We start from the raw sequence: 19,350 nt of genomic DNA on the forward strand, positions 1-19,350 counted from the left end.
CAACTGGCCGCACTCCGTGCGCGGTCCGACGCTTTCACAGCCGGTCCTCAGCCCGCAGAGGGCCGCTCGACAACTCCCGCCGCCACTCTCGGTGTCATCGGCACCGACGAGGACCGGAGGACGGGATGAGCGGCATGGACGAGGCGGAGACCACCCAGGGCACGCGGGCCACGGCGGGCACCCGGCGGCCGTGGCGGAAGCTGCTGCGGGCTCCCTGGACCGTGGTGTGTGTGGCGGCGACCGTGCTGCTCGGTTCGTCCGCGACCGTGGCCTCGGCCCTGGACAAGGCCAACGCGGCCCCCACGCGCTTCGCTGCGGCGGCCGTCACGACGACCGCCGCCACCGCGGAGACGACCGGCGGCCGCTCCGCCGTCCCGGCGCGGTGGCGGCCGTAAGGCGCGCATGAGCCCTCTGGGCACGGGGTGTCCGCATAAGCCCCTGCGCGCCGGGCGTCACCCCGCGCGGGTGGTCACTCCTCCCCGGCGAGGGTCAGCGAGCGCAGCTTGCGGCCCGCGTACCAGGTCGCGGCCCCGGTCACGGCCAGCAGCAGGATGACACCGGTCGTCAGGCCGACGTCCGACGAGATCACATCGCCGTCCTCGACCTTCTGCGCGAGCGCCAGCGCCCACTGCTGCACGCTGAGCTTGCGGGCCCCGTCCACCAGGCTGCCGAAGAAGGTCTCCCAGACCAGGGCGTAGACCAGACCGGCGATCACCGCGTGCCGGGTCACGGTGCCCAGCAGCAGGAAGATCGCGCTGTAGGCGACCGAGGCCACGGCGGCGGCGACGGCGTAGCCGACGGCCAGCTGATGGGCGTTGCCGTTGAGCAGGAAGCCCGCGAGCAGGGTGGGGATCGCGGAGAAGGCGACCGTGACGCCGATCGCCACGACCAGCTTGGTGATGATGATCGTCGGTCGCTTCACCGGCTTGGCCAGCAGATAGATGACCGAGCCGTCGTCGATCTCCGGGCCGATCGCGCCCGTACCGGCGATCACGCCGATCAGCGGGACCATGGTGGCCATCGCGAAGCCGCCGAGGATCGCGTCGGCCGTGTTGTCGTCCGCTCCGGTCAGCAGCCGTACGGCGAGCGAGATCAGCAGCAGCAGACCGGGCAGGGTGAAGAGGATCAGCGCCCGGCGGCGGCCGAGCAGGGCCCGGTAGGTGAGCCGCGCGACGGTGGGGTGGTAGAGCGAGGACATCGCTGTGGGCTCCTTTCAGGCCGCGACGAGGTAGGAGAAGACGCTCTCCAGGGACTCGTCGGAGGGCGAGACCGTGAGGAGCCGGATGCCCTGGTCACGGGCGACCCGGGGGAGCAGTTCGGTGAACCGGGCGAAGTCGACGGCCTGGATGTGCAGTCCGCCGTCGGCGCCGGTGCTCGCGTCGACCTCGATTCCGGTGGTCGACGGGTCGGCGATCAGGGCGGCCGCGAGCGCGCGGTCGTCGCTGGACCGGACGAGATAGCGGTGCGGACGGTCCGTCATCAGCCGGCGGATCTTGCGGAAGTCGCCGGAGGCGGCGTGCCGGCCCGCGACGATCACCTCTATGTGCGCCGCCAGCTGTTCGACCTCCTCGAGGATGTGTGAGGAGAACAGCACGGTGCGGCCCTCCGCGCCCATCCGCCGGAGCAGATCCATGAGCTGCATCCGCTGCCGCGGGTCCATGCCGTTGAACGGTTCGTCCAGCAGGAGCACCGACGGCTCGTGCACCAGCGCGGAGGCCATCTTCACCCGCTGGCGCATGCCCTTGCTGTACGTGGCGATCTTGCGGGAGCCCGCGTAGTCCATCTCGACGGTGTCGAGCGCCTTACGGGCGGCGGCGCGCGGATCGGGCAGCCCGTGCAGCTCGGCGTTGGCGATCACGAACTCACGGCCGGTGAGGAAGTCGTACATCGCCTCGCGCTCGGGGACGATGCCGATGTGGCGGTAGGCCTGCTCATTGCGCCAGATCTGGGCGCCGTCGAGGGTCACCGATCCGGTGGAGGGGGCCAGGAAGCCGCCCATCATGTTGATGAGGGTGGACTTCCCGGCGCCGTTGGGGCCGAGCAGCCCGGTGACCCCGGGGCCGATGGTCATGGTCACGTCGTTGACGGCCACGACGTTCCCGAACCAGCGGGAGACGTTGTCGATGGCGATCGTGGTCACAGGCCGACCTTTCGGTAGCGGCGCATCAGCAGCCCGTACGAGCCGGCGATCAGGCCGAGGAGGACGAGGAGGTAGACGAACCCGGTCCCGGTGCCGGGGCCGTACTCGCCGGGGAAGGAGGAGCCGGCGCCGAGGAACGCCGTCTGCACCCCGTCGATGATGGTGATCGGCGAGAACAGCCCGATCCAGCTCACCGCGCCGGTGCTGCCCTGGTCCCAGGCGATGGCCTGGACGGCGGACACCGCGCCGTAGGAGATGGTCAGCAGGGCGATGACGGCGGCGACGCCGAAGCCGCGGCGCGGGGTGAGCGCGGCGATGACCAGGCTGAGACCGGCGAAGAGGAGGGAGAGCAGAGCCACGGAGACCAGTCCTTGTGCGAAGCCCTTCGTCTGATCGGCGAAGTCGAGCTTGGCGAGCAGTGCCCCGACGTAGAGGATCAGCAGGGGCGCGCCGGTGAGGATGAACAGGGCGGAGGCCATGGCGGCGAACTTGGCCACCACGTAGTCCATCGTGTCGATGGGGCGGGAGAAGTAGAGCGGGATCGTCCGGAAGCGGAGGTCCCGGGAGACGGACTGCGGCGCCTGGGAGGCGGTGTAGAGGCCGATGACGGCCTGGAGCATGATCGCGTAGCGGGTGTACTGGACGGGCAGCTTCTCCGCGCTGGTGGCGACGGCGACCGCGACGATGATCGCGGCGGGCATGCACATCACGGCCAACAGCAGCATCGGCGCGACCTTGGACTTCGCGGAGCGGCCGAGGCCGTAGGCGCCGCGCAGACTCTGGGAGAAGAGCGAGCGGCGGGCGTAGGCGCGGCCCAGGCGCGGGCCCTCGTAGTGGCGGTAGCCGATGTTGTGAATGACGTCGGCGCGCTGCTGGGTCACGGTCTCAGGCGGCATCGACGGCACCTCCGTTCGCGTTCGCTTTCGCGCCCTCGTCGGCGTCGGTGTCGGCGTAGGCGTCCGTGTCGGCGCCCTCGTCGTCGGCGTCGGGCCGGAAGATCTCCGCGATGCGGTGGCGGCGCTGTTCCATGCGGACCAGGCCGAGGCCGAGGCCGGCGATGGTGTCCCGGACCGTGTCGTACGTCGCCTCCCCCGCGACGTCGACCAGCAGCACGTGGTCGGAGCCGGGCGCCCCGTCGGCACCCCGGCCGGCGGGCTGGACGGTGAGCCCGGCCCGGTCCAGGGCGGTGCGCAGCGCCGCGGTGCCGTCCGGGTGGTCGGCGGTGTCGGTCACCTCGACCGCGAGCGAGGCCGTCATCTGGGTGAAGTCGCTGGTGGAGCTGGAGCGGAGCAGCTTGCCGCCGTCGATGACCACCACGTGGTCGCAGGTGCGCTCCAGCTCGCCGAGCAGATGCGAGGTGACCAGGACCGAGATGCCGAAGTCGGTGTGGACGCGGCGGATCAGGCCCAGCATCTCATCGCGGCCGACCGGGTCCAGTCCGTTGGTCGGCTCGTCCAGCAGCACCAGACGCGGATCGTGCACCAGGGCCTGGGCGAGCTTGACCCGCTGCTTCATGCCCGTGGAGTAGCCGCCCATGGGGCGATATCGCTCCTCGTACAGCCCGACATGGCGCAGGGTGTCGGCCGTGCGCTCACGGGCGGCGGACGGCGGCAGCCCGGACATGCGCGCCATGTGGACGACGAACTCGGTCGCCGAGACATCGGGCGGCAGGCAGTCGTGCTCGGGCATGTAGCCGACGCTTTCGCGGATGGCGCTGCCGTCCTTGGCCACGTCGAGACCGAGCACGGTGGCGCGACCCTCGCTGGCGGGCGACAGCCCGAGCAGGATCTTGATCAGCGTGGACTTACCGGCGCCGTTGGCACCCACCAGGCCGGTAACGCCTGGCGCGATGTCGACGGAGAGCCGGTCGAGCGCGGTGACCCGGGGGAACCGCTTGCTCAGACTTTCGGTGGCGATCACAGTCACGTCTTCGACCGTAGTGGTGTGAGGCACGGACGACGTCCCTCCAGACGGTGGGATTCGTCTAGTCCTCGGGTCTGACGCGCCCGTAAGGGACGGGCCCCTGACCGGAGGGGGTTACCGAGGGTATCCACAACCTTGGCGGGACTTGAGCCCGGTGTGGGCGACGATCGGCGACAGGCCCTGACGACGAACCCTGACGGCAGGTCCTGACGGCAGATCCTGACGACGAACCCTGACGGCAGGTCCTAGAGACCCGGCGCGCCCCAGACCGGGAACCAGCGGCTCAGATCCTGCTCGATCCGCAGATCGTCCCCGAGCAGCGCCCGCACCTGAAGCTCCAGCGCGTTGTCCCGCCGCTCCGTGCCGCCCGGCAGCGGCGCGAAGGGGTAGAAGGTGCCGCGCTTGTAGAGATACACCAGCGCGAGGGAACGCCCCGCCGCGTCCCGGAAGCCGATCAGCGAGCACAGCAGCTGCGGGCCGAACCCCCCGTCCTGGAGCAGCGAATTGACCGCGTGCAGGTCGTTCACCAGGGCCGCCACATCGTCCGGCGGCTGCCGGGCCAGCAGCCAGGTGAAGCCGTACGCGTCCTGGCTGAACTCCACCGGCACCCCGCCCCGGTCCGTGTCCGCGTCCAGCAGCTCCCGCACATCCCGCTGGAGCTGGGAGAAGGCGCCGCCCTCCACACTCGCGAAACAGACCGAACCCTGTCCGGTCGGGGTGAACCCCGACCCCGCCTCCAGGCTGACCGCGGCCCCGGGGAGCCCGAAGAGCCGGTCGAGGTCGGGGCGCACCGGCTTGCTGCGGCCCAGGAGGGCGTCCCAGAACCCCACGCCTCAGCCCCTTCCCGCCTGGCCCAGCTGGGCGGAGACGCGGGCGAGCCCCTCGAGCCGCCGCTCCAGCGTCGGATGCGAGGAGAACAGCCGGCTGACGCTCTCCCCGGAGAGCGCGGGGGCGAAGAAGAAGGCGTTGAACGGCTCGACCTTGCGCAGATCGCGGGTCGGAATCCGGGCCATCTGCCCGGTCACCTTGGTCAGCGCGGCGGCGAGCGCGGAGGGACGCCCGGTCAGCAGCGCACCGGCGCGGTCGGCGGACAGCTCGCGATAGCGGGACAGCAGCCGGGTCAGCAGAAAGCTGATCGCGTAGACCACGGCGCTGACCAGCGGAATGAGCAGCACCGCGATGCCCGCGTTGCTGTTGCGGCTGCCCCGGCTGAGCCCGCCCCACAGCGCCGCGCGGGTCATGATGCCCGCCAGGACGCCGAGGAAGGAGGCGATGGTCATGACCGCCACATCGCGGTGTGCCACATGCGACAGCTCATGGGCGAGAACGCCCTCCAACTCCTCCGGCTCCAGCCGGCGCAGCAGCCCCGTGGTGGCGCACACCAGGGCGTTCTGCTGGTTGCGGCCGGTGGCGAAGGCGTTGGGCACATCGGTGTCGGCGATGGCCACCCGTGGCTTGGGCATGTCCGCGAGCGCGCACAGCCGGTCCACGGCACCGTGCAGCTCGGGCGCCTGCCGCGGGCTGACCTCCCGGGCGCCCATGCTGAAGGCCGCGATCCGGTCGCTGAACCAGAACTGCGCCACGAACAGCCCGCCCGCGATGATCACGATCAGCGGCCAGGCGCCCTTGAACAGCGCGAGCAGCACACCGATGAAGACCACATAGAGCAGCCCGATGAAGAACATCGTCGTGACCATGCGGGCGGTCAGCCCCCGGTCAGGGGCATAGCGGGTATGCGGCATGGGACACCTCCCCTGGCGACGCCAAAGCCCTATACCCGATTCTGCCGCTTATCGCGGCATAAGCGATATAAGAGGCGTAAGGTGCCTCATCAGGCGATCTGCGCCGCACCCTCCGTGGCGATCTTCTCGAAGACGTCGAGGTCGGCCGCGAAGACCGAATCGGGGATCGGCCAGTGCAGCACGATCTCGTCGATGCCCAGCTCGGCATGGCGCCCGGCGAAGTCCACGAAGGCGTCCACCGAGCTCAGCGGCCGCCCGGGGTCCGGGGTGAAACCGGTGAGCAACACCGCGTCGAGATCGTCGGGGTCCCGTCCGGCCTGCTCGCACGCCTCGCCCAGCCGCGCGAGCTGCCCGCCGATGGCCGCCAGCGAATCGGCCGGGGTGCCCGTCTCGGAGATCTTCGGATCGCCCGTGGTCACCCACGCCTGGCCGTACCGCGCCGCCAGCCGCATCCCACGCGGACCGGTGGCGGCCACCGCGAACGGAATGCGCGACGGCTGCACACAGCCGGGGATGTTGCGCACCTCGTGCGCGCTGTAGTGGGTGCCCTCGTACGTCACCACATCGTGGGTCAGCAGCCGGTCGAGCAGCTCGACGAACTCGGCGAACCGGTCCGCCCGCTCCCTCGGCGACCACGGCTCCTCACCGCCGCGCAGCAGCGCCGTCGCGTCGAAGCCGGAGCCGCCCGCGCCGATGCCCAGCCCGATCCGCCCGCCGGACACGTCGTCCAGCGTGATCAGCTCCTTGGCCAGCGTCACGGGATGGCGGAAGTTGGGGGAGGTGACCAGGGTGCCCAGCCGCATCCGCGAGGTCGCCGCCGCGGCCGCCGTCAGGGTGGGTATGGCCCCGAACCAGGGCCCGTCGCGGAAACTGCGCCAGGACAGATGGTCATAGGTGTACGCGGCGTGGAAACCCAGCTCCTCGGCGCGCTGCCATACCTCCCGGCCGCCCTCGGTCCAGCGGCGGACGGGCAGGATCACGGTGCTCAGTCGCATACCGGGAGCCTAAGCGGCGGGTGTGACAACGCCGCACCGCCGGGGCCCCGGGTACAGCGCCGGAACCCCGGGAACGGCGCCGGGGTCCCGGGAACGGCGCCGGAGGCCGCAGCCGAGCACCGTCGCCTCACCGATGAGCGCATATGCGGGAGGATGGTTGCCGTGACTCCTGCGACCGAGCGGCCGAACACCCCGGCCACAGAGCCCTCCCGTCCCGCCCCGGCCCGGCCCCGGCTGATCGCCACCGACCTCGACGGCACCCTGCTGCGGGACGACAAGACGGTCTCCGACCGCACCGTCGCGGCGCTCGCGGCGGCCGAGCGGGCGGGCATCGAGGTGTTCTTCGTGACCGGCCGGCCGGCCCGCTGGATGGACGTCGTCAGCGCCCATGTGCACGGCCACGGCCTGGCGATCTGCGCCAACGGCGCCGCCGTGGTCGATCTGCACCGGGGCGGGCTGCCGATCGAGGTCCGCCCGCTGGCCGCCGACCGAGCCCTCGCCGTGGTGGAGGTGCTGCGCGAAGCGGCTCCCGGCACGTCCTTCGCGATCGAGCGCAGCGGCGGAATCTTCTACGAACCGCAGTACCCGCCCTTCCACCTCGACCCGGGCGCGATCGTCGCCCCCGCCGAGAAGCTGCTCCACGACGGTTTCGCCCACGCCGACACGCCGGTCCTCAAGCTGCTCGCCCACCACCCGGAGCTTGCGCCCGACGCCTTCCTCCAGCTGGCCCGCTCGGTGGCCGGGACGCACGGCGACTTCACCCGCTCCAGCCCGTCCGCCCTGCTGGAGGTCAGCGGTCGCGGGGTCAGCAAGGCCAGCACCCTGGCCCGGTGCTGTGCCGAGCGCGGGATATCCGCCGAGGAGGTCGTGGCGTTCGGGGACATGCCCAACGACCTGGAGATGCTGATATGGGCGGGCACCTCGTACGCGATGGCCAACGCCCACCCGGATGTGCTCGCCGCGACCACCCACCGCACGGCGAGCAACACCGAGGACGGCGTCGCCGCGGTCATCGAGCGGTTCCTGGCGGGCTGACCGACCGGGCGGAACAGCCGGAACCGCCCCCGGCCACACGGCCCGGGGCGGTCGGACGGCTGGGACTGCCAGAAGCTGGGACTACCAGAAGACGACCAGGTAGCCGTTGCCACCGTTGGTGCCGTTGGCGCCCGAGGCCCCGGGGGTGCTGCCGGTGGGGCCACCCTGGCCACCGTCACCACCCGTGCTGCTGTTCAGCGGGGGCAGCTCCACGATGCCGTCGACCGCGTCGCCGCCCTCACCGCCGGCGGCGCCGTTCTCTCCGTTCTCACCGTTGCGGGTCACCACGGAGAAGCTGTTGCAAGTGGAACCGGTACCGCCTGAGCCGCCGGCGCCCGGGATACCCGCGGTGCTCCCGGTGGCACCCTGGCCGGCCTGGCCGGGGTGGCCGCCGGTGGCGGTGAGCTGGACGCCGCCGCCAGAGGCCAGGGTCGTCGAGGTCCCGGCCTGGCCGGCCTGCCCGGTCTGGCCGGGCCCACCAGTGGCCGGACCGCCGGCACCACCAGGACCACCCGGACCGCCGGCACCCAGGTCGACCGTGTAGGTGGTGAACGGCGTGACCGGGATGACACACCAGACGAAGCCGCCGGAGCCACCGCCACCGCCGGTGCCGCCGGGGGCGGCGCCGGTGCTCGCCGTCGGAACGCTGGCGCCACCGCCACCGCCGCCACCGCCACCCGCTCCCCATGCCTGGATGTGCACCGAGGTGACGCCCGCGGGAGGCGTGAAGGTGCCGTCCGCGGTGAACTCCTGGATCCCGTGGATGATGGACGGCGGCCTGGGGGGCTTCGGCCGGCCGCCAAGGCTCGTCGTGGCACTGTCATCCGCCGCGGCCACGGGGGACATGGTCAGGACCTGGCCGGTGAGGGCCGCCGCGGCGACGGTGGCGAAGAGGACCCGGCGGCGCGTCCGGGATCGCTTGGGAGTGGGACTGTGGCTGTTCACTTCATGACTTCCTTCCCCGCGGTCGGGCCAACAGCTGTCGCGGAGTGCGATGGGATACGGAGGACCGAACGGCCCGCGAGGCTCATCCCACCGTCGGTCACCACGGCCCGCATCCTGACGAGGTGATAGTTGGTACGCGCAGGTGAGGCGTTGGCCCGAGCGGGCGAGCAACAGCCGCCCCACCGAGGCATGTCGGCCATCCCACCGCGCCGCGCCTGCCGCCCTACGGCGGCCTGTCAGGCGGGGCGCGGAACCCCCCTCACAGCACCACGTCAGCCGCCCACGCGGCCTTGTCAGTGCCGCCACGGCGCGGGGCGACTCCCCCACAGGCGACGTCTCACCGTCCCCCCAGCGCCGGGTCAGCCACCCATGGCGCGCGTCAGCCCCCTCCGCCTCCGCAGCGACGTGTCAGCCTCTTCACAGGATCGCGTCAGCCCCCGCAACGCCACGTCACCCTGCTCCACAGCGCCGCGTCGGCCCCGTCTCCACCCACGGCACCGCGTCAGCCCGCCCCCTCATGGCACCGCGCCAGCCCGCCCCCTCACGGCACCGCGTCTGGCGCCCCCTCACCGCCCGGCAAGGGGGCCTCCCACACCACCGTCGTACCGCGCCCGCCTTCCCCGAGTCCGGGGCCGACGGTGCTCGCCCCGCCCAGCGCCTCCGCCCGCCGCACCAGGTTCGCCAGGCCGCTGCGCCGCCCGTCCTCGGGCACGCCCACCCCGTCGTCCGCGACCGTCAGCCGCACCCCCGGCCGCCCGTCCGCGAGCCGCGCGGTCGCGTCCACGACCACCTCGATCCGGTCCGCCCGTGCGTGCCGGAAGGCGTTGGACAGCGCCTCGCGCAGCGCCGCGACGAGATGGGCGCCGATCACCGTGCCGACCCGGGAGTCCACCGGGCCCACGAAGGTCAGGGACGGCTGGAAGCCCAGTGGTACGGCGGCCGTGCCGACCTCCCGCAGCACCCGGCCGCGCAGCCCGGCCGGTGCCTCCGGCGGGGCCTGTTGCAGCGCGAAGATCGCCGTGCGCACCTCCTGGACGGTGGCGCCCAGTTCCTCGACGGCCCGCTCGATCAGCTCCCGCACCTCCGGCGCGTCCACCCGGCGCTCCGCGCTCTCCAGCATCATCCCGGTCGCGAAGAGCCGCTGGACGACGAGGTCGTGCAGATCGCGGGCGATCCGGTCGCGCTCCTCACGGACCGCGAGTCGCTCCCGGTCGCGCTGCGCCTCGGCGAGCACCAGCGCGACCGCGGTCTGGGCCGCGAACTGGGCGGCCAGGGCGCGCTCGGTGGCGGTGAACGGGCGGGCGCCGTGCTCACGCGGGACGGCCAGCACACCGAGCACCCGGTCCCCGCTGCTCAGCGGCAGCATCATGCTCGGCCCGTAGCGCCCCGGGAGGGTACTGAGCAGCGGATCGGCGGCCGGATCGTCGATCCGGACCGGCCGCCCGGCCAGCAGCCTCGGTACGGCCGGGGCGCGGGCCGGGAGCACCGCGCCGAGCAGCGCGGACGGCTCCCCGGCGGCCACCGCCGCGACCTTCAGCCCGCCGCCGTCCTCCGGCAGCAGCACGATCCCCGCCGCCGCGTCCGCGAGTTCCCGGGCCTTCTCGGCGATCACGGTCGGCCCGTCCTCGGCGGCGCCGGACAGCAGTGCGTGGGTGACCGCCACCGATCCCTCGATCCAGCGCTCGCGCTGCCGGGTGGCCCCCTGGACGCGGGTGTGGCCGATGGCGATCCCCGCCTCGGTCGCCAGCACCTCGACCAGATGGCGATCGGACGCGGTGAACGGACCGCCGCCGCGTTTCCCGGCCAGACAGAGGATGCCGAAGGTCTCCTCCCCGACCCGGAGGGGGACGGAGAGATACCCGCCCGGCGGCCGGGGAGCCCGGGGGGCCGCCGGCGCTCCGGCCCGCCGCTCGTCGGCGAGCAGCGCCGCACACCGCTCCCGGTCGGCCTCGGTCGCGCCGTATGTGACCACATCGGCCAGACCCCGCTCCCCGGCGGCGTCCCCACCGGGGTCGTGCACCCCGATCGCGGCACGTCGGGCACCCACCAGCTCGGCCGCGGTACGGACGATCCGGTCGAGGACGGTGTGCGGGTCCGGCCCGGTACCGAGGGAGCGCATCGCCTCCAGCAGCCGCGGCAGCCGCGCCGTGAGCTCGGTGGACAGCCCCCGCAGACCGCGGGTCGCCTCCGCGGCCATATCCAGGGGGTCGGGGGAGGGAGCAGCGGCCGCCATGCCGTCGAGCCTAGTGAGTACCGCGGGCGAACGCTCTGCCCGCACCGGGACCCCGCTCAGGGCCGTCGCACGCCAGGACCGCCTAGCGCCCTACTCGCGTGAACCCGCCGCAGGGCACGCCCCCAGCCAGGACACGTGTCACGGAGCGCCGCACGCCAAGGACCCGTCTCACGGAGCGCCGCACGCTGAGAACCTCAGGGGCGCCGCAGCCCGGCCCCCGCCTCACGCGGCGCCCAGGTGCCCCGCGACCGCCAGGGTGCCGACGCCGTCCTCCGCCGCCTCGCGTTCCAGCATCCGGCGGAACGGACCGTCGGCCGAGGCCAGGTCCTGGTAGGTGCCGCGCTGTACGGCCCGGCCCCCGTCGAGCACGATCACCTCGTCGACCGCGTCGAGGCCCGCCAGCCGGTGCGTGATCAGGACGGTGGTGCGCCCCCGGGTCGCCGACAGCAGGTCGGCCGTGAGCGCGTCGGCCGTGGGCAGGTCCAGATGCTCGGCGGGTTCGTCCAGCACCAGCACCGGGAAGTCCGCCAGCAGCGCGCGGGCCAGCGCCAGCCGCTGTCGCTGGCCGCCGGAGAGCCGCGCCCCCTGCTCGCCCACGAGCGTGTCCAGACCGTCCGGCAGCCCGTCCACCCAGTCCAGCAGCCGGGCCGCGGCCAGCGCCGCGCGAAGCTCGTCCTCGGTCGCGGCGGGGCGCGCCAGCCGCAGGTTCTCGCGCAGCGAGCTGTCGAAGACATGGGCGTCCTGGGCGCACAGGCCGACGAGGCGGCGCACCTCGTCCCCGTCCAGGGCGGCGGCGTTCCGGCCGGCCAGGGTGTAGGTGCCGCCGTCGGCGTCCAGGAACCGGAGCAGCACCTGGGCGAGGGTGGTCTTACCGGCCCCCGACGGGCCCACGACCGCGACCCTGCGCCCCGGGCGCAGCTCCAGGCCGAATCCGTCCAGGGCGGGGGCGGACTGCCCGGAGTAGCGCGCGGTGATCCCGCGCAGCACCAGCGGATACGGGGCGTCGGGTGCCTTCTCGCGCCGCGCCTCGTCGGGCTCGCGCACCGGAAGCGGCTCGTCCATCACCTCGTACACCCGCTCCGCGGCCCGCCGCACCCGCTGCCGGTGCTGCACCGCGAGTGGCAGCCCCGCGACGGCCTCGAAGGCGGCGAGCGGGGTCAGCACCACGACCGCCAGCCACACCCCGTGGATCCGGCCGTCCGCCACGGCCGGCACCCCCAGCCACGCCGCGGCCGCCACGGTCAGCCCGCAGACCAGCGCGGACAGCCCGGCGCCCGCGCCGGTGGCGGCCGCCGCCCGCCGGGCGATCCGGGTGAGCACCCCGTCGGCCCGGCGCACCGCGTCCAGCCGGCGCGGCAGCGCGCCCGCGACGGTCAACTCAGCGGTTCCCGCGAGCAGGTCGACGACCTGCGCCGACAGGGCACCGCGCGCCGGTGCCAGCCGGCGCTCCGCCCGCCGCGCGACCGCCCCGGACACGGCGGGCACCACGACCCCCGCCACCAGCAGCCCCGCCGCCAGTACGGCCCCGGCCTCGGGCAGCACCCAGGTGAGGAACCCCACCGAGGCCACGCCGACGGTCAGCGCGCTGCCCACGGGCAGCAGCCAGCGCAGGAAGTAGTCCTGGACGGTGTCCACATCGGCCACCAGCCGGGACAGCAGATCGCCGCGGCGCGTCCGGCCGAGCCCCGCGGGCGCGAGCCGCTCCAGCCTCCGGTAGACGGCGACCCGCAGTTCGGCCAGCACCCGTAGCACGGCGTCGTGCGAGACGAGGCGCTCGGCGTAGCGGAAGGCGGCCCGGCCGATCCCGAACGCCCGGGTCGCGGTGACCGCCACCATCAGATAGAGCACGGGCGGCTGCTGCGCGGCCCGCGAGATCAGCCATCCGGAGACGGCCATCAGCCCGACCGCGCTCAGCAGGGCGAGGCTCCCGAGCAGCAGCGCCAGCCCGAACCGTCCGCGCCACCCCCGCGCCGTACCGCGCACCCGCGCGAGCGCGCCTCGCGACGCACCCCGCCGTGCCCGCGCGGCGGGGCCGTGCGGCACGGTCCGGCCCGTGGCGTCAGGCCCGGTCCGCGCCTCACCCGGCCGTCCACCGGGGCCGGTGTCCGCCGTCGCCTCGTGCGCGGCACCCGACACGGCCACCGGCACCCGCCCCGGGCCCGACCGCTCCGGCCCTGACCGCTCCGAGCCCGACCGCTCCAGCTCCGGACCCGCCGCCTCCGGCCCGGATACCCGCGCCTGGGCCCGCGGGTGCCCACCCGCACACGCGACGGGCACGCAAACGGCATCCCCACCAGAGGCAGCAGCCCCAGAGACAGCGGACCCACAGGCAGCGGACCCAGAGGCAACAGCCCCAAGGCCAGCAGCCCCAGAGACGCCACCCGTCCCCGGAAGGCGCAGCACCCGGTCGGCCAACGGCAGCAGCGCCGGGCGGTGGACCACCAGCAGCACCGTGCGGCCCTCGGCCAGCCGCCGCACCGCCTCGACGACCGACGCCTCCGTCTCGCCGTCGAGGTTCGCCGTGGGCTCGTCCAGCAGCAGCACCGGCCGGTCGGCCAGGAAGGCGCGCGCCAGGGCGATCCGCTGCCGCTGGCCCGCGGACAGCCCCGCGCCCATCTCGCCGAGCCGGGTCTCGATCCCGTCCGGCAGCGCGGAGACGAAGCGATACGCGTCCGCGTCCCGCAGGGCGGTCCGTACCGCCTCGTCATCGGCGTCCGGCCGGGCCAGCCGGACGTTCTCCGCGATCGTCCCGGCGAAGAGATACGGGCGCTGGGGCACCCAGGCGATCTGGCGTCGCCAGCTCTCCGGGTCCAGCGCGGCCAGGTCCAGTCCCCCGATCAGCACCCGGCCCTCGTCCGGCGCCGCGAAGCCCAGCACGGCGTCCAGCAGCGTCGACTTCCCGGCGCCGCTGGGCCCCACGACGGCCACCGTCTCCCCGGGGCGGATCTCGAACGAGGTCCGGGCGAGGGACGGTTCCGTACGCCCGGGGTGGCGGACCACCAGCCCGTCCAGCGTGAGCGCGGCGGACCGGGCGTCGGGGGCGGACACACCTCCCCTGTGCGCGGGTTCGCGCTCCAGCACCGCGAACACCTCGTCCGCCGCCGCCAGCCCCTCCGCCGCCGCGTGGTACTGCGCGCCCACCTGCCGTAGCGGCAGATACGCCTCGGGCGCCAGTACCAGCACCACCAGCCCGGTGAAGAGGTCCATCTCACCGCGTACCAGCCGCATCCCGATGTCGACCGCGACCAGCGCGACCGACACCGTGGAGAGCAGCTCCAGGGCGAAGGAGGACAGAAAGGCCAGCCGCAGCGTCTTGAGCGTGGCCCGCCGGTAGTCGCCCGTGATGGCACGGATCGAAGCGGCCTGGGCCTTGGCCCGGCCGAAGACCTTGAGGGTCGGCAGTCCGGCGACGACGTCGAGGAAGTGCCCGGACAGCCGGGCCAGCAGCCGCCACTGACGGTCCATCCGGGACTGGGTGGCCCAGCCGATGAGCGCCATGAACAGCGGGATCAGCGGCAGCGTGACGACGATGATCAGCGCCGAGACCCAGTCCGCGGTGACGATGCGGGCGAGCACCGCCACCGGCACCACCACGGCCAGCCCCAGCTGCGGCAGATAGCGCGCGAAGTAGTCGTCCAGCGCGTCGATGCCCCGGGTGGCGAGGGTGGTGAGCGCACCGGTCCGCTGGGAGTCCAGCCAGCTCGGCCCCAGCCGCACCGCCCGCTCCAGCAGTCGCAGCCGCAGCTCCGACTTGACCGCCGCACTCGCCCGATGGGCGGCCAGCTCGGTCAGCCAGGAGACGACCGCCCGGCCGACGGCGACCAGCGCCAGCAGCCCCAGCGGAAGCATCAGCGCCCGTACGCCGTCGCCCCGCTGGAAGGCACCCACCACGATCTCGGCGATCAGCATCGCCTGCGCGATGACCAGTCCCGCTCCGGCCAGGCCCAGCGCCACGGAGGCGGCCAGGAAGAAACGGGTGGCTCGTGCGTGGCGCAGCAGCCGGGGGTCGATTGGTTTCACGTGAAACACACCATCCAGCGAGCGCTCAGTGCCCGGCCGGCTCGGGGATGTGGTGGGTGCCGATCCGCTTGCGGAAGACCCAGTACGTCCACGCCTGGTACGCCATGATCAGCGGCGTCATGATGCCCGCGACCCAGGTCATGATCTTGAGCGTATAGGGGCTGGAGGCCGCGTTCGCCGCCGTCAGGCTCCACGCCGGGTCCAGCGAGGAGGGCATCACCTCGGGGAAGAGGGCGAGGAAGAGCATCGCGACGGCCGCCGCGATGGCCACCCCGGACAGCGCGAACGCCCAGCCCTCACGCCCCCGCTGGTTCATGATCAGCGCCACCGCCAGCGCCAGGACGGCGAGGACGACCGCCACCAGACTGCGGGCGTTCCCGCTGTCGCTCTGCGTCCAGACCAGGAACGGCACCGAGACCACGACGGTGGCCAGCCCGAGCCCGGTCGCGCACCGCCGGGCCCGCACCCGGATGTCCCCGACCGTCTTGAGTGCGGCGAAGACGGCGCCGTGGAAGGTGAACAGCACCAGCGTGACCGCCCCGCCCAGCAGGGCGTACGGCGTGAACAGGTCCGTCGGACCGCCCGCGTAGTTCCCGTCCCGGCCGATCGGCACCCCGTGCACCAGAGCGGCGAAGATCGCTCCCCAGAGGAACGCGGGCAGCAGCGAGCACCAGAAGATCACATGTTCCCAGTTGCGCTGCCAGCGGTCCTCGGGGCGCTTGTGCCGGTACTCGAAGGCCACACCGCGCAGGATCAGGCAGACCAGGATGGCCAGCAGCGGCAGGTAGAAGCCGCTGAAGAGCGTCGCGTACCAGTCGGGGAAGGCCGCGAAGGTCGCCCCGCCCGCCGTGATCAGCCAGACCTCGTTGCCGTCCCACACCGGCCCGATCGTGTTGATCAGGACCCGGCGCTCGGTGCGGTCGCGGGCGAGCAGCTTGGTCAGTACGCCGATGCCGAAGTCGAAGCCCTCCAGGAAGAAGTAGCCCGTCCACAGGAAGGCGATCAGCAGGAACCAGAAGTCGTGAAGGTGCATGATCCTCTCCGGGCCGTCAGTACGCGAAGGTCAGCGGCTTGTCGGCGTCCTCGTCCTCGGCGGCGGCCCCGCCGGCCGGACCACCCGGACCGCCCGGACCACCCGGACCGCCCGGACCGCCCGGACCGCCGGGACCACCCGAGGGCAGCCGCAGCTTCGGGTCCTTTGCGGGCGGCTTCTCGTCGGTGTCCGGTCCGGCCTTGGCGTACTTGGTCAGCAGCCGCACCTCGATCACCGCGAGCACCCCGTACAGCAGCGTGAAGACGCCGAGCGAGATCAGTACCTCGGTCCGGCCGACCCCGGGGGAGACCGCGTCGGCGGTCTTCATCAGCCCGTAGACCGCCCAGGGCTGCCGGCCCATCTCGGTGAAGATCCAGCCGAAGGAGTTGGCGATCAGCGGGAAGCCCATGGTGAGGATGCCGATGCGCCAGGACCAGGTGGACAGCAGCGGGCTCAGCTCGCGCTTCTTGGTGAGCATGAGCCGGGGGACTTCCTCCTCGCCGGTGCGGAAGGCGGGGTCGAGCCACCGCTTGCGCCGGGTCGTCCACAGCCCGATGAGTCCGGCGACGAACGAGGTCATGCCGAAGCCGATCATCAGCCGGAAGCCCCAGAAGGTCATGAAGATGCTGGGGATGTAGTCATCGGGCTGACCGCCGTAGGCGGCGGCCTCCCGCTGGGCGATGTCCGTGATACCGGGGACGGAGTCGGTGAAGTTGCTGTGCGCCAGGAAGGAGAGCACCCCGGGCACCTCCAGCTCGACGCTGTTGTGGCCCTCGCTGACATCGCCGACGGCGAAGACCGAGAAGGGTGCGGGTGCCTGGGTGTCCCAGAGCGCTTCGGCGGCCGCCATCTTCATCGGCTGCTGCTCGAACATCACCTTGCCGAGCTGGTCACCGCTGATCGCGGTGCCGAGACCGGCGATGACCGCGACGACCAGACCCACCCGCAGCGAGGCCCGCATCGCGCCGATCCGCTTCGTCCCCTTCTCACCCAGCTCCTCGCCGCGCTCGCGGCGGCGCTTGGCCCGCAGCAGATGGAAGGAGGAGACGCCGATCACGAAGGCGGCGCCGGTGAGGAAGGCCGCGGTCAGCGTGTGGAAGACCACGACCAGGGTGGTGTTCTGGGTCAGCACCGCCCAGATGTCGGTGAGCTGGGCCTTTCCGGTGGCCTTGTCGATCGTGTAGCCGGTCGGGTGCTGCATCCAGGAGTTGGCGGCCAGGATGAAGTACGACGAGAGGATCGTGCCGATCGAGACGATCCAGATACAGGCGCAGTGGATCTTCTTGGGCAGCTTGTCCCAGCCGAAGATCCACAGACCTATGAAGGTGGACTCGAAGAAGAAGGCCAGCAGGGCCTCCATCGCGAGCGGGGCGCCGAAGACATCACCGACGAAGCGGGAGTAGTCCGACCAGTTCATGCCGAACTGGAACTCCTGCACGATGCCGGTGACCACACCCATCGCGATGTTGATCAGGAAGAGCTTGCCCCAGAACTTGGTGGCGTGGAAGTACTTCTCCTTGCCCGTGCGGACCCAGGCGGTCTCCAGACCTGCGGTGATCGCGGCGAGAGAGATCGTCAGGGGCACGAAGAGGAAGTGGTAGACGGTCGTGATACCGAACTGCCATCGCGCCAGCGTCTCCGGCGCCAGAGCCAGATTCACCCGAATCTCTCCTTACGGTCGTGCCTGCCCGCGAGCGAGCTTGTGAACGTATTCACATTCACAAGCCATGATACGCATATGGCTTCGCCCCCTCCCACGGGGGTGGGTAGGGGGCGAATGGGACACGTATGGGTATGCTGCCCGGCGCACGGAAGGCCCGATGGGCCCCTTGACGGCTCCGGAGGCGGCCGTCCCGCGGAGCCCGGCACTCCGCGCCGGGTTCAGAGCTCCTTGCGGAACTCCTCCGCGGCCCGCAGGAAGATCTCGTTCGCCTCGCGCTCGCCGATCGTCACCCGCACCCCCTCACCCGGGAACGGCCGGACCACCACGCCCGCCGCCTGGCACGCCGCGGCGAAGTCGGCCGTGCGCTCCCCCAGCCGCAGCCAGACGAAGTTCGCCTGGGAGTCCGGGACCGTCCAGCCCTGGGCGGCCAGCGCCTCCCACACCCGGCCCCGCTCGGTGACCAGCGCGTCCACCCGCTCCCGCAGCGCGTCCTCACTGCGCAGCGAGGCCACCGCCGCGTCCTGGGCGAGCTGGCTGACGCCGAACGGCACCGCCGTCTTGCGCAGCGCCGCCGCCACCGGCTCATGAGCGATCGCGAAGCCGACCCGCAGCCCGGCCAGGCCGTACGCCTTGGAGAAGGTGCGCAGCACGCACACGTTCGGCCGGTCACGGTAGAGGTCGACGCCGTTGGGGACCCGCTCGTCCCGGATGAACTCGACGTACGCCTCGTCCAGCACCACCAGCACATCGGACGGCACCCGGTCCAGGAAGCGCTCCAGCTCGGCGCGGCGCACCACGGTGCCGGTCGGGTTGTTGGGGTTACAGACGAAAATCAGCCGAGTACGGTCGGTGATCGCGTCCGCCATCGCCTCCAGATCGTGCTCCTTGGCGTCGGTCAACGGGACCTGCACCGACGTCGCGCCCGCGATCTGAGTGATGATCGGATATGCCTCGAAGGACCGCCAGGCGTAGATCACCTCATCGCCCGGCCCCGCCGTGGACTGGACCAGCTGCTGGGCGACGCCGACCGAGCCGGTCCCGGTGGCCAGATGCTCCAGCGGCACGTCGAAGCGGTCCGCGAGCTCGGCGATCAGCTCGGTGCAGGCGAGGTCCGGGTAGCGGTTGAGAGCGGCGGCGGCGTTCGCCGCGGTCTCCAGCACCCCGGCCAGCGGCGGATAGGGGTTCTCGTTGGAGGACAGCTTGAAGGCCCGGGGGCCGCCCGCGGCGGCCGGCTTGCCGGGCTTGTACGTCGGAATGCCGTCCAGCACGGCGCGCAGCTTGGGGCTCTTCTCGGTCACCGACAGTCCTCCTCGACCCATCCTGTCCCGGGCCGTGTGCAGCGTTCGCACACGGCAATACTGCACACCTTATGAGGATTCCCCCGTTCCGCGTACCCGCCGGGCGCCACCGCGTACCCGCCCCCGGCGCCCGCGTACCGACCGGGGGGAGCGCCCCGCTTTTCCGCGCGCGCCCGTGGCGAGCGCCGTGGCGCGCATCCCCCGTGCAGGTGAGTTGAGACCTCTTCGAGACATGTATCAAACAGCAGGCATAGATATGCCAAAGGCGAGCAGAGGCCCGACGGATGGTCCAACTGGCTTCCATTCCAAGGGAATTGAGGAAG

At 72.5% G+C, this 19,350-nt stretch carries 15 protein-coding genes; 2 read left to right on the forward strand and 13 right to left on the reverse strand.

Annotation, left to right across the window (positions count from 1 at the left end; genetic code table 11):
- Window positions 1-125: 125 nt before the first annotated feature.
- Window positions 126-395, forward strand: coding sequence for a hypothetical protein (locus tag PS467_RS20930; protein ID WP_432280614.1), 270 nt, complete (start codon window positions 126-128; stop codon window positions 393-395).
- Window positions 396-469: 74 nt separating this feature from the next.
- On the opposite strand, the gene PS467_RS20935 is transcribed toward PS467_RS20930, so the two are convergent.
- The 7 genes from PS467_RS20935 to PS467_RS20965 form a co-directional block, all read right to left on the reverse strand.
- Window positions 470-1,198 (reverse strand): ABC transporter permease subunit, encoded by a 729-nt coding sequence (locus tag PS467_RS20935; protein WP_311036565.1) that lies wholly within the window; start codon window positions 1,196-1,198, stop codon window positions 470-472.
- Window positions 1,199-1,213: 15 nt separating this feature from the next.
- On the reverse strand, window positions 1,214-2,140 hold the full coding sequence (locus tag PS467_RS20940) for an ABC transporter ATP-binding protein (protein WP_268973171.1): 927 nt from the start codon (window positions 2,138-2,140) through the stop codon (window positions 1,214-1,216).
- Window positions 2,137-3,036 (reverse strand): ABC transporter permease, encoded by a 900-nt coding sequence (locus tag PS467_RS20945; RefSeq protein WP_311036566.1) that lies wholly within the window; start codon window positions 3,034-3,036, stop codon window positions 2,137-2,139. The genes PS467_RS20940 and PS467_RS20945 overlap by 4 nt, the downstream gene beginning before the upstream one ends.
- The gene (locus tag PS467_RS20950; RefSeq protein ID WP_311036567.1) at window positions 3,026-4,093 is read right to left on the reverse strand and encodes an ABC transporter ATP-binding protein; all 1,068 of its coding nucleotides are present in this window, start codon (window positions 4,091-4,093) and stop codon (window positions 3,026-3,028) included. Before PS467_RS20950 ends, PS467_RS20945 begins: the two co-directional genes overlap by 11 nt.
- Before the next feature lie 215 nt (window positions 4,094-4,308).
- On the reverse strand, window positions 4,309-4,893 hold the full coding sequence (gene pspAB, locus PS467_RS20955) for a PspA-associated protein PspAB (RefSeq protein ID WP_311036568.1): 585 nt from the start codon (window positions 4,891-4,893) through the stop codon (window positions 4,309-4,311).
- Window positions 4,894-4,896: 3 nt separating this feature from the next.
- Window positions 4,897-5,805 (reverse strand): zinc metalloprotease HtpX, encoded by a 909-nt coding sequence (gene htpX / locus PS467_RS20960; RefSeq protein WP_268973176.1) that lies wholly within the window; start codon window positions 5,803-5,805, stop codon window positions 4,897-4,899.
- Between the two features lie 89 nt (window positions 5,806-5,894).
- Window positions 5,895-6,800, reverse strand: coding sequence for an LLM class flavin-dependent oxidoreductase (locus tag PS467_RS20965; RefSeq protein WP_268973177.1), 906 nt, complete (start codon window positions 6,798-6,800; stop codon window positions 5,895-5,897).
- Window positions 6,801-6,953: 153 nt separating this feature from the next.
- Here PS467_RS20965 and PS467_RS20970 point away from each other — a divergent pair, with 153 nt between their 5' ends.
- Entirely contained in the window at window positions 6,954-7,835 is an 882-nt protein-coding gene (locus PS467_RS20970; protein ID WP_311036569.1) for a Cof-type HAD-IIB family hydrolase, read from the forward strand.
- An 81-nt stretch (window positions 7,836-7,916) separates the two neighbouring features.
- Here the strand turns inward: PS467_RS20970 and PS467_RS20975 are convergent, their stop codons facing one another.
- The 6 genes from PS467_RS20975 to hisC form a co-directional block, all read right to left on the reverse strand.
- A complete protein-coding gene (locus PS467_RS20975; RefSeq protein ID WP_311036570.1) occupies window positions 7,917-8,780 on the reverse strand; it encodes a hypothetical protein in 864 nt (287 codons plus the stop codon).
- 541 nt (window positions 8,781-9,321) lie between these two features.
- Window positions 9,322-11,013: a sensor histidine kinase gene (locus PS467_RS20980; RefSeq protein WP_311036571.1), complete on the reverse strand. Its 1,692-nt coding sequence runs from the start codon at window positions 11,011-11,013 to the stop codon at window positions 9,322-9,324.
- A gap of 222 nt (window positions 11,014-11,235) precedes the next feature.
- Entirely contained in the window at window positions 11,236-15,033 is a 3,798-nt protein-coding gene (gene cydD / locus PS467_RS20985) for a thiol reductant ABC exporter subunit CydD (protein WP_311036572.1), read from the reverse strand.
- A gap of 25 nt (window positions 15,034-15,058) precedes the next feature.
- Window positions 15,059-16,066, reverse strand: a complete 1,008-nt coding sequence (gene cydB, locus PS467_RS20990; RefSeq protein WP_268973183.1) for a cytochrome d ubiquinol oxidase subunit II — start codon at window positions 16,064-16,066, stop codon at window positions 15,059-15,061.
- 16 nt (window positions 16,067-16,082) lie between these two features.
- Window positions 16,083-17,726, reverse strand: coding sequence for a cytochrome ubiquinol oxidase subunit I (locus tag PS467_RS20995; protein WP_311036573.1), 1,644 nt, complete (start codon window positions 17,724-17,726; stop codon window positions 16,083-16,085).
- A 221-nt stretch (window positions 17,727-17,947) separates the two neighbouring features.
- Window positions 17,948-19,027: a histidinol-phosphate transaminase gene (gene hisC, locus PS467_RS21000; protein WP_311036574.1), complete on the reverse strand. Its 1,080-nt coding sequence runs from the start codon at window positions 19,025-19,027 to the stop codon at window positions 17,948-17,950.
- Window positions 19,028-19,350 lie beyond the last annotated feature (323 nt).

Source organism: Streptomyces luomodiensis (genome assembly GCF_031679605.1).
GTDB classification, from domain to species: Bacteria; Actinomycetota; Actinomycetes; order Streptomycetales; family Streptomycetaceae; genus Streptomyces; species Streptomyces luomodiensis.